The sequence below is a fragment of the Methylosinus sp. LW3 genome, from assembly GCF_000527115.1.
Classification (GTDB): Bacteria; Pseudomonadota; Alphaproteobacteria; order Rhizobiales; family Beijerinckiaceae; genus Methylosinus.
Genome location: NZ_AZUO01000001.1, coordinates 3130319 through 3143880, shown reverse-complemented (window position 1 = coordinate 3143880; position 13562 = coordinate 3130319). Strand labels below are relative to the sequence as shown.

10 protein-coding genes are annotated in these 13562 nt (G+C 67.1%); 6 read left to right on the top strand and 4 right to left on the bottom strand.

The window, feature by feature from the left end:
- Positions 1-54: 54 nt before the first annotated feature.
- From METLW3_RS0115690 to METLW3_RS0115680, 3 genes are all read right to left on the bottom strand, one after another.
- On the bottom strand, positions 55-999 hold the full coding sequence (locus tag METLW3_RS0115690) for a FecR domain-containing protein (RefSeq protein ID WP_024880817.1): 945 nt from the start codon (positions 997-999) through the stop codon (positions 55-57).
- 85 nt (positions 1000-1084) lie between these two features.
- Positions 1085-1630 carry an RNA polymerase sigma factor gene (locus METLW3_RS0115685; RefSeq protein WP_024880816.1) on the bottom strand — a complete coding sequence of 182 codons (546 nt, stop codon included), beginning with the start codon at positions 1628-1630 and terminating at the stop codon, positions 1085-1087.
- A gap of 86 nt (positions 1631-1716) precedes the next feature.
- Entirely contained in the window at positions 1717-2088 is a 372-nt protein-coding gene (locus METLW3_RS0115680; protein WP_024880815.1) for a DUF2946 family protein, read from the bottom strand.
- A 205-nt stretch (positions 2089-2293) separates the two neighbouring features.
- On the opposite strand from METLW3_RS0115680, the gene METLW3_RS0115670 reads away from it, so the two are divergent.
- On the top strand, positions 2294-3625 hold the full coding sequence (locus METLW3_RS0115670; protein WP_024880813.1) for a metallopeptidase TldD-related protein: 1332 nt from the start codon (positions 2294-2296) through the stop codon (positions 3623-3625).
- Between the two features lie 122 nt (positions 3626-3747).
- Here METLW3_RS0115670 and METLW3_RS0115665 read toward each other — a convergent pair whose 3' ends face one another.
- Entirely contained in the window at positions 3748-6279 is a 2532-nt protein-coding gene (locus tag METLW3_RS0115665) for a DUF6165 family protein (RefSeq protein ID WP_024880812.1), read from the bottom strand.
- Between the two features lie 247 nt (positions 6280-6526).
- Between METLW3_RS0115665 and METLW3_RS0115660 the strand changes: the two genes are divergently transcribed.
- From METLW3_RS0115660 to METLW3_RS0115640, 5 genes are all read left to right on the top strand, one after another.
- Entirely contained in the window at positions 6527-8134 is a 1608-nt protein-coding gene (locus tag METLW3_RS0115660) for a globin-coupled sensor protein (protein WP_024880811.1), read from the top strand.
- A 323-nt stretch (positions 8135-8457) separates the two neighbouring features.
- Positions 8458-11235: a PAS domain S-box protein gene (locus METLW3_RS26955; protein ID WP_024880810.1), complete on the top strand. Its 2778-nt coding sequence runs from the start codon at positions 8458-8460 to the stop codon at positions 11233-11235.
- Positions 11232-11897, top strand: a complete 666-nt coding sequence (fixJ, locus tag METLW3_RS0115650; protein ID WP_024880809.1) for a response regulator FixJ — start codon at positions 11232-11234, stop codon at positions 11895-11897. The genes METLW3_RS26955 and fixJ overlap by 4 nt, the downstream gene beginning before the upstream one ends.
- Positions 11898-12022: 125 nt before the next feature.
- The gene (locus METLW3_RS0115645) at positions 12023-12544 is read left to right on the top strand and encodes a hypothetical protein (protein ID WP_157516579.1); all 522 of its coding nucleotides are present in this window, start codon (positions 12023-12025) and stop codon (positions 12542-12544) included.
- 94 nt (positions 12545-12638) lie between these two features.
- The gene (locus tag METLW3_RS0115640; protein ID WP_024880807.1) at positions 12639-13235 is read left to right on the top strand and encodes a YIP1 family protein; all 597 of its coding nucleotides are present in this window, start codon (positions 12639-12641) and stop codon (positions 13233-13235) included.
- Positions 13236-13562: the final 327 nt, after the last annotated feature.

The window sequence follows — 13562 nt, the reverse complement described above, 5'->3', positions numbered from 1 at the left end:
AAAGCGGAACCTCCCTCGCTCGAAAAAATTCGCGCGCCGATGAAGCGTTCGAATTCAATACAGCAGGATCAGATAGCTGGTGACATGGATGGCGCGCAGGCCGAGCGAGGCCTCTATTTCCGCCAAGGATTGCAGCGCGTCCTCCTGCGCGCCGAAGACGCCGGAGATGCGCCGCGCGCAGATCGCGCGATCGACGCAATAAATATAGCCGCGATGATAGCGGCCGAGCGCGGCGAGCACATCGCCGAGCGGCTGCCGATTGACGATGAGCTTGCCGCGCCGCCAGGCGGTCGCCGTGTCGATATCGATCGTCTCGGGCGCGCGCGCCGGCGCGTCGCGCTCGAAGGCGGTCTGCTGGCCCTCTTCGACGATCGTGGTCTTGCCGCCGCTGGCGACGCCGACGCGGTGCTCCGTCACAGTGACGCGCGCGCCGCTCTTTTCCAGCGCCACATCGAAGGCGGTGCCGAGCGCGGTGACGCGGCCGTCGCCCGCCTCGACGACAAAGGGGCGCGAAGCGTCGGGCGCGACGTCGAACCAGGCCTCGCCCGAGAGGAGGCGGAGCCGCCGCTCGCCCGCCGAATAGCGCAAAGCGATTGCGGAGCGCGAGTCGAGCAGCGCATGCGAGCCGTCGTCCAGCGTCACCAGCCGCTTCTCGCCGACGCCGGTGAAGTGGTCCGCCTCGAGCCGCAGGACGATTTCATCATAAGAGGCGAAGACCGCGACAGCCGCCGCCGCGGCGAAGGCGAGGGCCGCCGCCCGCATCTCGCGCGCGGCGCGCGGCGCCGGCCGCATGCGGTGGGCAGGGCTCATGCCGGCGAGGTGGCCGTACATATGCAGCACGTCGTCGAAGGCGGCGGCATGCGTCGGCTCGGCGCGCCAGGCCTCGAAGGCGGCCGTCTCCTCGGCCGAGAGCTTCCCCTCGCGCATGCGCACGAACCATTCGATCGCGGCGTCCCCGGCTTCGTCCGGCGCGGGTTCTCTCGCCTGTTCCCCGGTCATCTCTCCATCCGTCCTCGAGGCGTCGCGCGCGACAGTATAGATGACGCGGCCCCGGCGCGAGGCGGAACCTCGAAGCGGGAAAAAATCACTCGGCGTCGCTCCGCAGCGCGGCGCGGCAGGCGCGCAGCGCGAGGCTCACATGCTTGCGCGCCATGCGGTCGGATATTTCCATCCGTCGCGCCACCTCGGCGAGCGGGACGTCATTATAGATATGCAGCTCGAAGGCCTCGCGGCAGCGCGGCGGCAATGTCTCTATGGCCGTCTTCAGCAGCGCCGAGCGCCGCTCATAGTCGAGCCGCTCCTCGATCGGCGTTTCCGGCGCCGGCGGGTCGATCACATAGTCGCCGAATTGGAGACGGCTCTCCTCGGTCTTGCGGCGGCGGGCGAAATCGCGGGCGAGATTGACCGCGATCTGCTTCAGAAAGGCGGGCGGGTCCTCGATGGTCTCGGGCCGGTCGTGGCGGACCATGCGCAGGAACGTCTCCTGCAGCAGATCCGGCGCATCGACGGCGCCGACCTTGCGCACGAGAAAGCCGAAGAGATCGCGCTTATGGGCGAGGAACAGCTCGCGAAACCGCCAAGGTTTGGCGTCCGCAGGCCGATCGCCGCGCGACGAGATCGATCGAGACAAAGGAAACGCCCTGGCTGGCGCGCGAGCGCGATGGAACCGAAAAGTCGAGACCGGCCGCTCGCCCGAGGGGCGGCGGCATTCGATTTTCAGGCCGATGGCGGCGCGCGTGAGGACCAGGAGCTCGCCCAGCCGAGCGGCGGCGCGCGCGGCGACAGCGCCCGCGCGCCTATGCTGGCGACGCCGTCCGGCCGCAGCGAAAGCGGCGCGGCGATGGGCGCGAGGGCGGGCGGCTCGGCGCCGCGATCCGAGCACAGGACGCAATGATGCTCGCCGGCGTGATGGGCGAGTGGCGTTCCGTCGCTGTCGCGGGCGGCGGCGCAGAGCGCGCTGGCCGAGAGAGCGGAGGAGAAGCCGACATCGCCATGCGCGCGCGCTATCGAGCCGAAGAGGGCGACGGCCTGCAATAGGGCGAGAATCACCGTTGCGCAGGCGAGGAGCCGGCGCGCCGGGCGGCGCATGGAGGAGAATGTCCTCATCGGGCGCAAAAATAGGTCCGCTGGAATTCCCGGGTCAATGATCCGGGGCCGCTGCGGCCGAATATCCGAGCCGCTGTTGCGCGGCGGCCACAGTCGCGGCCGCGCCAGACGCTTTCGAACGGCGGACAACCATCTTATCATGCGACTGCCGGCCGCCGCCGGACCCGTCGAATGAGAAAGGCCGGCCATGTTCCTGACGCGAGACGACGCCCTCGCCCTCGCCGATCGTCTGCGGTCCCTGTCCGCGGCGGAGTCCTGCGTGATCCGTATCGAGGGCGAGGAGGCGCAGAGCCTGCGCTTCGCCGGCGGCGGCGTCACCACCAATGTCGCGACGGCGCGCGTGAACACGCGCATAGAGTCGCATGTCGGCGGGCGGGTCGGCTCGGTCTCGGTCGGCGGGCTCGAATGGGAGGAGCTCGCCCGCGCCGTGGCGCGCTCGGAGGAGATCGCGCGTCTCCTGCCGACGGACCCAGAATTTCTGCCGCCGCTCGGCGCGCAGGCCTATCCCGAGAGCGCCCGCTATGACGAGGCGACCGGAGCGCTCGATCTTCGCTTTCTCGCCGAGGCGACCGCGCGCGTCGTCGCCGAGGGGACGGCGCGAGGCGTGAATATGTTCGGCTGCGCGGCGGCCGGCCGCCGCTTTTCGGCGCTGGCCTCGAGCGCCAGCCTCTTCGCCTATGATCGCGAGAGCTTCGTCGATCTCTCGACCACGGCGCGCCATAAGAGCGACGGCTGGTCCGGCTGGGCCGGCGCCCGCCATTTTTCGGTCGCGCAGCTCGATCCCGCCGACATCGGCCGCCGCGCCGCGCTGAAGGCCGCGCGCGACGAGGAGCCGCTCGATCTCGAGCCCGGACGCTATACGGTGATACTGGAGCCGACGGCGGTGGGCGAGCTCGCGCAATGGCTGATGTGGATGCTGCGCGCGCGCCCGGCCGACGAGGGCCGCAGCTTCTTCTCGCGCGCCGGCGGAGGAACCAAGCTCGGCGACGCTCTGTTCAGCGCCGATTTCTCGATGCGCTCCGATCCGCGCGACGCGATCGCGCCAGAGGCGCCCTTCGGCGAGGAAGGTCTCGCGCAAGAGGCGCGGCTGTGGGTGGACAAGGGCGTGCTGAAGACGCTCGCGCGCCCGCGCTATTGGGCGCAAAAGACCGGCGCCGAGGCCATTCCCGCGGCGCATAATTTCACCGTCGCCGGCGGGACGACTCCCCTCGAGGAGATGATCCGCGGCGTGCGGCGCGGCATATTGGTGACGCGCTTCTGGTACACGAATATGGTCGAGCCGCGCGGGCTGCTGCTCACCGGGCTGACGCGCGACGGCAATTTCCTCATCGAGAATGGCGAGATTGTCGCGCCCGTGCGCAACATGCGCTTCAACGAGAATCTCCACGGGGCCTTCTCCCGCATAGCGGCGATCGGCGCGAGCGAGCGCGTGAAGACCGAGATGGGCGGCGCGGCGATCTCGGCCCCGCCCATGCTGATCGAAGGTTTCGAGTTCTCGTCGAAATCGAGCGGAATTTGAGCGCGCCGCTGATGACGTTTTCCGTCGGCGGCTAACGCCCCGAGCCCCTCATCCTCACCTTCTCCCCGCATGCGGGGAGAAGGAAGGCGGCGAAGGCCGTGCGAGCCACGGTCAGCGAAAGCTCACGAGGCGCGCGGCGTCTCGTCGTAGGATTTCTCTTCCACGATCAATGAGCCGCAGGCGAGGTTGATGCACTTCTTCAGCGCCGCGCGATGGTCGTTGCGCTGATAGACGCTGCGCGCCAGCGCGATGAACTCATCGCCGAAATCGCCCCGCTTCTCGCAATTGCGAATATCGTCCTCGATATTCCACAGCGCGAGATTGGTCTCCTCCAGCTCGCGCGCCAGCGCGTCCAGCGCGCCGCCGACGAAGCCGCGCTCGTCGCGCAGTCCCTTCAGCAAGGCCAGCTCGCGCGCCACATTGGCGAGCTTTTCGGCGTCGGCGATCTTGCGCGCCTTTATCTCGAGAATCGTGATGCGGTCGATGAGATCGCCCACCGAGCCGGGAATGAGAATGGCGTCCGCCTCGGCCGGCCGCGCATGCGGCGCCGCGAGCGCTTCCAGCTCACGCGCCATGCGCGCGAAGACGTCGCTCCAATCGCCGCGCTTCTCCTGACGGAACAGGCGCGCGCTGTGATACCAGGGACTGTCCTCGCGCTCCAATTGCCAGCGCCATTCCGGCGCATGCTTGATCGCGATCCACACCGGCTTGCCGAGCGCCCCGGCGAGATGGGCGATGGATGTGTCGATCGTCACGACGAGATCGAGATTTTCGATGACCGCCGCCGTATCGACGAAAGCATCCGCGCCGGCGTCGAAATCCGCGCCGAAGGACATGACGCGCATGGGTGCGCCGCGCAATTGATCGGCGCCGAAATTCTTCTGCAGGCTATAGAGCCGCACGCCCGCAATGGCGCCGAGCGGCGCGAAGGCCGCGAGCGGCGCGGCGCGCGCATGGTCGGAGCGCGAATGCGCGCTGCCCTGCCAGGCGATTCCGACCTTCAGCCCTTCGCCGGCGAGACGCTCGCGCCACAAAGCGGCGCGTTCCGGCTCCGCATGAAGATAGGATTCGCCCGGTATCGTCTCCGCGCGCGTGCCGAAGGCGCGCGGCAGGCTGCACAGAGTGACGCAATAATCATAGGCCGCATCCTGCGCCGGAGCGGCGATGATCTCGACATTCTCGCCGAGGCCGCGCATCAGGCGCAGCAGCGCGGGGCGGCAATGATAGGTGACCTTGGCGCCCGCCTTCGCCAGCAAAGGCGCATAGCGGATGAATTGCAGCGCGTCGCCGAGGCCCGCCTCGTCGAGAATGAGGAGCGACTTGCCGGCCAGCGGCTCGCCGCGCCATTCCGGCCAACGATAGGCGACCTCGGTCTTGGGGCGATCGTCCAGCACCCAGCGATGCTCGAACAGCTCTAGGCCTTGCTCGAACTCGCCGCGCAGCAGCAGCAGAGTGCCCTTATTGGCTTTCGTCTCCGCATGGCGCGGATCGATCGCGAGCGCATGGTCGAATTGCGCGCGCGCCTCGTCGAAGCGGCCGAGCTCCTTCAGCACGATGCCGCGGCCGCAATGCACGTCCGGCTCATCATCGGCGAGGCGCAGCGCCTCGTCGAAGGAGGCGAGGGCGTCGTCGAGATCGGAGCGGCGCATCTCGACCATGCCGCGACAGCGCCAGGCGAGCGCGAAGGTCGGATCGGCGGCGATGGCGGCGAGCGCGCAAGACTGCGCCTCCTCGAGCCTGCCGAGCTCGAACAGGCACATGCCGCGATTGGTCAGCAGCTTCGGGTCCTGCGGCGCGCGCGCGAGCGCTTCGTCGAATATTGCGAGCGCGGCGGCGTAGCGCTTGGTTTCGTGCAGCGCATTGGCCTTGGTCAGCAGTGCCGGAACATGGCCGGGCGAAAGGCTCAGCACAGTGTCGCAGAAAGAGGCGGCGTCCTCGTAGAGGCGCAGGGCGACGAGCGCCGCGAGCGCGCCATCGGCGGCGTCGAGACAGGAGGGATCGAGCGCGAAGGCGCGCGCGAAGCAATCGAGCGCTTCCTCATGCCGCGCGAGACGCGCGAGCGAGACGGCCTTGTTGCGCAGCGGCACGGGATCGGCGGGGAGAAGCGCGACGGCGCGATCGTAATCTTCGATCGCGCGCGCATCCTCGCCGATCGCATGCAGCGAGAGGCCGCGATTGGCGAAGCCCTGCGCATGGTCGGGCGCGCGCGCCAGCAATTGCCCATAGGCCTCGACGGCCTCGGCGCTGCGTCCGGCCATTTGCAGAGCGACGCCGTAATTCAGCCATCCCTCGACATTGCCGGGATCGAGCCGCAGCGATCGCGCGTGGTCGGTTACGGCCGCCTCCGGCCGTCCGGATTTTTGCAACGCCACCGCGCGGCCGTAGAGCGCTTGCGCATGATCGGGATCGATGGCGATCGCTTTGCCGAAATGATCGATCGCCGCTTCGTCCTGTCCGAGCGAGACGCGGACGAGGCCGGCGAGATAGCTCGCGAACGCATGTCGGTCGACGAGCGCGCGGGATGCGTCGATTTTACGCAATGCGGTCGCGAGATCGTCCGCTCGCAGGCTCGCCATGAGATCGGCGAGCAATTCGCTCGCATCGGCGGGCTGCGGCGCGGCGGCCACATGTCGTTTCTGCTGTTTCGATTTCAACGAGCTAGCCTCGACGCAGAGGGACGAAGATTTCGACTAGCGAGGCGAGCTTGTCTCGAACTGACGTCCAATATTTTACTGATGTGATAATATTTCAGCGCCGCAGGACTGTGCGATGCAATGACGAATTGTGACGTGTTAGTAATGCCGAAACTTCCCATATCGCTTAATCCATCATCACGGGAATGCGCGAATTTGATTCGCGGAGGCAGCGCGCCCGATGGTTAACGAATTGCGGGAGCAAAAGATGGCCGAGTCTTCGAAGAGCAGCTCGTCTCTGGACGACAGTTTGGCGTTCATGGAGATGAACGAGGCGGCCCGCGGCGCCTTGCGCCAAGTCAAGCCTGTCATCTCGAAGGCCCTCGGCCCGGCTCTCGACGCTTTTTACGAGAAGGTTCGCGGCGACGTGAAGCTGCGCGGCTTCTTCTCCGACGAGCGCCATATGGCGGCGGCGAAATCCGCGCAGATGCGCCATTGGGCGCAGATCACCGAGGCCGAGTTCGGCGCGGAATATGTGCGCATGGTGACGGCCGTCGGCCAGGCGCACGCCCGCATCGGCTTGGAGCCGAGCTTCTATATTTCCGCCTATGCCCTCATCACCGAGCGTCTGATCCAAGCCATTGTCGAGGACAATCTCTCGGGCTCCATGCTCGCCGGCAAGACGCGCGTCGATCGCACCTCCCGCGGCGTCGCAGCGCTTGTCAAGGCGGTGTTCCTCGACATGAATCTCTCCGTGTCGGTCTATCTCGACGTGCTGCGCGAAGAGCGCCGCACCGCCGAGGCGCAGCGCGCGGAGGCCGAGGCGCATCAGCGCCATGCGATCGACGTGATGGCCCATGCGCTCGAGGAGCTCGCCCGCGGCGATCTGCAGCGGCGCGTCGTCGACAAGCTCGATGGCGGCTTCGACAAGATCAAGGAAGACTTCAACAATGCGGCCGCCAAGCTCGCCACGGCCTTCGCCGATGTGGGCGATTCTGCGAGCGCCATCCGTTCATCGAGCGTCGAGATCGCCAAAGCCTCCGACAATCTCGCGCGCCGCACCGAGGCGCAGGCCGCCAATCTCGAGGAGACGGCCGCCGCGCTCGAGGAGATCACCGCGACGGTGAACAAGACCGCCGACAGCACGCGCCATGCGAGCGAGGTCTTCGAGGTGACGCGCTCCGACGCCGAGAAGGGCGGCGCCATCGTGCGCGACGCCGTGGAGGCGATGCGGCGCATCGAGAATTCGACGCGCGATATCGGCAAGATCATCGGCGTCATCGACGAGATCGCCTTCCAGACCAATCTTCTGGCGCTCAACGCCGGCGTCGAGGCGGCGCGCGCCGGCGAGGCGGGACGCGGCTTCGCCGTCGTCGCCTCGGAAGTGCGCGCGCTGGCGCAGCGCTCGGCGGAGGCGGCCAAGGAGATCAAGGCGCTGATCGCCGCCTCGACCTCGCAGGTCGAGAATGGCGTGGTGCTGGTGACGGAGACCGGCGCGGCGCTGGAGCGCATCGTCTCGCAGGTCGGCGAGGTGAGCCGCGTGGTGACGGACATCGCCGCAGGCTCGCGCGAGCAGGCGACCGGCCTCACCGAGGTCAATCGCGCGGTCGGCCAGCTCGACAGCATGACGCAGCAGAACGCCACAATGGTCGAGGAGACGACGGCGGCGAGCCACAGCCTCAGCCATGAGGCGGAAGAGCTCTCGAGCCTCATCTCCGTTTTCCGCATCGAGCGCGGCGAGAGCGCGCGTCCGGCGGCCGTTCCGCGCGCGAGCGAGCGGCGCGTCGAGGCGGCGCCGGCGAGGCGGCGCGTCGCTTCGGCCGGCGGTCGCGGCGCCTCGGCTCCGTCCGCGGATGAGAGCTGGGAAGAGTTCTGATCGTTCGAATGCGAACGAAATATAGGTCGCTTCTTTCACAATATGCGCCAGATGATTGATCTGGCGCATATTTTTTCGCGCTTCCGGCATAATAGAGCAAAGAGCGCGCTAAGTAGTTTCCACAGGAAGCCTGTCGGCCGCGCCTGCCTTACAAGCCACCGAATCCCTAAGCGAGGCGCGAACTCTCGCCTCTAAAGCGCGTCGCCGACGGCTCGAACGCGACGTCCGCAAAAAGCGCGGTCCGCGGCTGCGGTGTCGCGCGAACACCTTCCCGGTTCGGGCGTCCAACGACGCTCGCGTCTCGGAAGGGGGAGAGGAAGTCGGTGGACGAACTGGGCGATCAGCTTCAGGATATCGAGGATCTGCGGCGGCTTCTTCTCGAGGCCGGGCAGAGCCGCGAGCGTCTCGGAGCGCGAACGGCGCCGGCTGCGTCCCCATCGTCGAGCGAGGGCGCCGAGCATTTCTGCCGTCGTCTGCTTGAGCAGATGCGCGAAGGCTCGATCGAGCTTTCGCCCGAGGGCGTGATCCTGCATTGCAATCGCCAGTTTCGCGAGATGATCGGCCGCCCGGCGGCGCAGCTCATCGGCGACAACATGCTCGATCATATCGCGCCGGATCAGGCCGAGCGCTTCGCCGCTTTCTTCGCGGCGCCGGAGGCGGCGAGCCGCGAGTTCGAGATTCGCCGCGCCGACGGCTCGCTGCTGTCGGCGAGCGTCGAGCTGGGCGCGCCGGCCGAGGATGCGCGGCCGCGCCTCGCCATCGTCACAGATCTCACCCAGACGAAATGGATGGAGCGCTCCTTCGCCGCCAATGAGGCGTTGCGCGAGCGCGAGAAATGGTCGCGGCTCGCCGTGGCCGCTGGCGGCGTCGGCACTTTCGACGTCGATCTCGTCACCGGGACGAGCCGCTTCTCCGTCACCATGCATGAGATTCTGGGATTGGCGCCGGATCAGACGCTCTGCTTCGCCGAGGCGGGGGCCATGCTGCTGGAGGCCGACAAGAGCGATTTCGAGCGCAAGTTTCTCGAGGCCTGCGCGGGCGCCAAGAATGGCGAGTGGAGCCATGAGATGCGCATCAGGCGCATGGACGGCGCCTTGCGCTGGATCGCCCTCGCCGGACAATTCGAGTTCCGCCGCACCGCGCGCGGCGTCGTCGCGACGCGCGCGATCGGCGCCGCCATCGATGTGACCGACCGCCGCGAGATCGAGGATTCTCTGCGGCGCAGCAATGAGCGCCTGCGTCTCGCGCTCGCCGCCGGCGCGATCGGCAGCTGGGAATACGACATCGCAGCGGACGTCACCGAGGCCGATCAGAAATATCGCGAGATCTATGGCTTTCCCGCCGATCAGCCGCTCTCGCCGGAGGTGGTCTTCGCCATCGTGCATGAGGATGATGTCGCGTCGGTGCGCCAATCGATGCGCTCGGCGGTCGATCCGCACGGCGAGGGGCGCTATCAGGCAGAGTTCCGCATCCACAGAAAGAGCGACGGCGCTCTGCGCTGGATCGCATGTCGCGCCCAGGCCTTGGTGGAGAACGGCCGCGCCGTGCGGCTCATCGGCGTCGTCAGCGACATCACCGAGAAAAAGGCGATCGAGTCCGAATTGCGCGAGAAGGCGCGGCTCGCCGATCAGCTCGCCGGCATCGCCGCCTCCGTGCCGGGCCTCATCGCCTCTTATCGGCTCGGCCCCGACGGCAGGGCCTCGATGCCTTATACCTCACCCAATGTGGAAGACATTTACGGCATGGACGCCGAGACATTGCGGCAGGGCGTCGACGGCAAGTTCGCGCGCGTCCATGCCGACGATCTGCCGCGCGTGCTCGCCAGCATCGCCGAATCGGCGCGCTCGATGAGCGTATGGCGCGAGAGCTATCGCTATAATCATCCGCGCAAGGGCTGGATATGGGTGGATGCGCAATCGAAGCCGACGCGCGAGCCCGATGGCGCGACTCTGTGGCACGGCTATCTGCAGGACGTCACCGAGCGCAAGCGCATAGAGCAGGCGCTGGTGGACAAGGAGGCGCGCCTCTACGCCACGGTGGAGGGGGCGCATGACGCCATCCTCACCGTCGATGAGAAAGGCGCGATCCAATCGCTCAACTGCGCCGCCGTGCGCATGTTCGGCTATGCGAAGGCGGAGGCGATCGGCGCGCATGTCGAGACTCTGGTGCCGGTGCGCCTCTTCGGCGGCCGCAAGGCCGGCGCCGGCGCCTGCTTCATGGAAGAGCGGGAGTCGCTCGGCAATGTCGTGGAGACGCAGGGTCGTCGCAAGGACGGCGGGCTCTTTCCCGTCGATCTCGCGGTCAGCGAAGCCTCCTATCATGGCCGCCGGCTCTATATCGCCTTCATCCGCGACCTCACCGAGCGGAGCAAGATCGAGGCGCGCATGCAGAAGCTGCACGCTGAGCGGCTGGACGCGGTGGGCGAGCTCGCGGCCGGCCTCGCGCATGAGCTCAATCAGCCGCTCTCTGCCACGGCCATCTATCTGAAGGCGGCGCGCCGCCTGCTGCAAATGCCGGTCGAGCAGCGCCCCGCCAATGTGGAGGACGCGCTCGACAACGCCGCGACGCAGATCGTGCGCGCCGGCCAGATCATCGCGCATCTGCGCGAGTTCATCTCGCGCGGCGAGCCGGACAAGACATTGCAGAATTTGCACGACATCCTCGACGAGGCGCAAGAGCTCGTCATCGTCGAAGCCAAGCAGTCGGGCATAAATGTCGTCTTTCGCCTCGACGCCGCCGACGATCGCATTCTCGCCGATCGCGTGCAGATCAAGCAGGTGCTGGTCAATCTCATGCGCAATGCGCGCGACGCGATGAGCGCTTCGCGCACGCGTCGGATGACGATCTCGACCGCGCTCTGCGGCCGATCGATGGTGCGGGTGGATGTGGCCGACACGGGCGCGGGGCTCTCCGCGGAAGCGCGCGCGAGCCTCTTCGAGCCCTTCGCGACGACCAAGCCGAACGGGCTCGGAGTCGGCCTCACCATCGCGCGCTCCATCGTCGAGGCGCATTACGGAAAAATCTGGGCCGGTCCCAATAGCGACGGCGGCGCGACATTCAGCTTCACGCTGCCGCTGGCCGCGATGGAGGAGCAAGAGTGAGCGAGCCGACCGTGCATGTCATCGACGACGACGCCGCCGTCCGCGACGCGCTGCGCTTGCTATTGAGGACCGAAGGCCATGAGGTGACGACGCATGGATCGGCCGTCGATTTTCTCGCCGGAGTCGATCGCGCCGCCACGGGCTGCATCGTCACCGACGTGCGCATGCCGGAGATGACCGGCATTGAGCTGCTGCTGAAGGTGAAGAACATGGGGTTGTCGCTGCCGGTGGTGGTGATCTCCGCCCATGCCGATGTGCCGCTCGCCGTGCAGGCGATGAAGGAAGGCGCGCTCGATCTTCTGGAAAAGCCCTTCACCGATGAATCGCTCCTCTCCGCCGTGCGCCAGGCGCTCGCCTATGACAGCGGCAAGCGTGCGCGTGATTTGCAGGCGCAGGAGATTCAGCGCCGGCTCACCACGCTGACGAGCCGCGAGAACGAGGTGCTGGCCGCTCTGCTGCGGGGCCAGCCCAATAAGATCATCGCCCATGAGCTCGGCATAAGCGTGCGCACGGTGGAGGTGCATCGCGCCAATGTGATGGCCAAGATGCAGGCCGGCAGCCTGCCGGAGCTGGTGCGCATGTCGCTGGTGCAGGCGCCGCGGGCCGAGCGCGAGGCTGAGGGCCAGAGCGAGGCGAGGGACGAGGCGAGGGGCGATGGATGATGCGGCGAGGCGCAGGCTCTGCTATCCTTCACGTATAGGTAGAAAATTACGAGATTTCACGCAGGCCTCGAAAGACCGGCGACGGCGCCGGACGGCCAAGGCCGCATTTTGGAACGGATCCGACTGTGTTTCGATCGCCGATCCTCGACCCGCGACCAAGGGCCATATTGGTTTGCATCGCCGAGAGGCGCCGTCCGCGCGAGCCGCGGCCGACGCGAAAGCCTGGCGCTCTCGAAACGGCTGGCGCGAGACTGCTGCGACGATGGGAGGCGGCCGGCCTGCCGACCGTCTTCGTCGAGCGCGATCTCGCTCTGGAGCGGGCGGATTCCGTCGGCGCGGCGGCTGGCGAGCCGTCGCTGCTGCGCGCCGAGGCGCCCTCGCTGCTGCGCGACGCCGGCTTCCTGCGGCTGTTCGAGGGCCTCGGCGGCCCGCTGCTGATTCTGCTCGGCGATGCGCTCGGCGATCTCGCTCTGGAGACCGCGATCGACGGATTTCTCGCCGGCCATCCGATCATAGTGGTGAAGGACGCCTCGCCCTCTCCGCTCGACGGAGAGGAGGAGAGCGCCGCGGCGCTGCCGCTCCTCTCCTGCTTCGCGCGGCTGATGGGGGCGGAGGAGCTGGCGCGGGAGTGGACCGGCGTCGACTGATCCCCCGCCATGGCGCAAGCGCGAGCTTGTTTCGGCGCGCGCCTTGGGCCAGTCTCCCGCCGCGGCGCAACAGGGCGAGGCAGGGGAGAAAAGCATGGACATCAAGGAGCGGCTCCGGGACATTCTAGAGCGCGCCAAGCGCATCATATCGTCGCCCAAGACGGAGTGGGCGGCGATCGAGGCGGAGCAGACGACCGCTCTCGATCTCTATCGCAATTACATCCTCTATCTCGCGGCGGTGCCGGCGATCGCCAATTTCCTCGGCGGCTGGCTGTTCGGCTTTTCGCGCGGCTCCAATATCGTGCATTACTCCTTCTTCACCGGCCTCATCCGCGCGGCGCTGCAATATGGGCTCGGCCTGCTGCTGCTCTATGGCGTGGCTCTGGTGATCTCGATGCTGGCGCCCAGCTTCGAGGGCAAGCGCGACGATCTGCGCGCGCTGAAGCTCATCGCCTATTCCTACACGCCCATCTGGCTCGCCGAGATATTCGGCCTCATTCCGGGCCTGCGCTGGCTCGACGTGCTCGGAGTCTTCGCGGTCTATCTCTTCTATGTCGGCGTCTCGCGAATGATGCGCAGCAAGGAGGAATATTCGGACGTCTACACAGCGGCGGCCCTGGTGCTCGGCATAGCGACGTCCTTTCTGCACGGCATGATCGTTCATATGCTGGTGCCGACGCCGACCGTGTGAGGCGGGGCGTCTCGCTCCCTCTGAAGTCATTCCGGTTCAGATCGAACCGGAATGACTCTCATCTCTTTGCTCGGTCGTGTTTTCGTCACGCGAGCCTTTTCCCTACTTCTCGAAAACATTCTCATCCGCGACGGCTCGAAGATAGGATTATCATCCGTCCGCGCCGAAGCGCCCGGCGCCTCGCGGCGGCGGGGAAGGAGGGGCGGTTCGGGACGCTCCGACCCCTTTCGGCCGCAGCGCGAGGAAATATGCGTGGTTTCGGAGCGTCCCGAAACGCGGCTTCGCCTTCTCGTCGACGTCCCGAGGCGTTTTCGGACCCGCGAATCC

Coding starts and splice junctions, on each gene's coding strand:
- METLW3_RS0115690 (WP_024880817.1), bottom strand. CDS start 999: ATGACCGGGGAACAGGCGAGAGAACCCGCGCCGGACGAAGCCGGGGAC.
- METLW3_RS0115680 (WP_024880815.1), bottom strand. CDS start 2,088: ATGCGCCGCCCGGCGCGCCGGCTCCTCGCCTGCGCAACGGTGATTCTC.
- METLW3_RS0115670 (WP_024880813.1), top strand. CDS start 2,294: ATGTTCCTGACGCGAGACGACGCCCTCGCCCTCGCCGATCGTCTGCGG.
- METLW3_RS0115660 (WP_024880811.1), top strand. CDS start 6,527: ATGGCCGAGTCTTCGAAGAGCAGCTCGTCTCTGGACGACAGTTTGGCG.
- METLW3_RS0115640 (WP_024880807.1), top strand. CDS start 12,639: ATGGACATCAAGGAGCGGCTCCGGGACATTCTAGAGCGCGCCAAGCGC.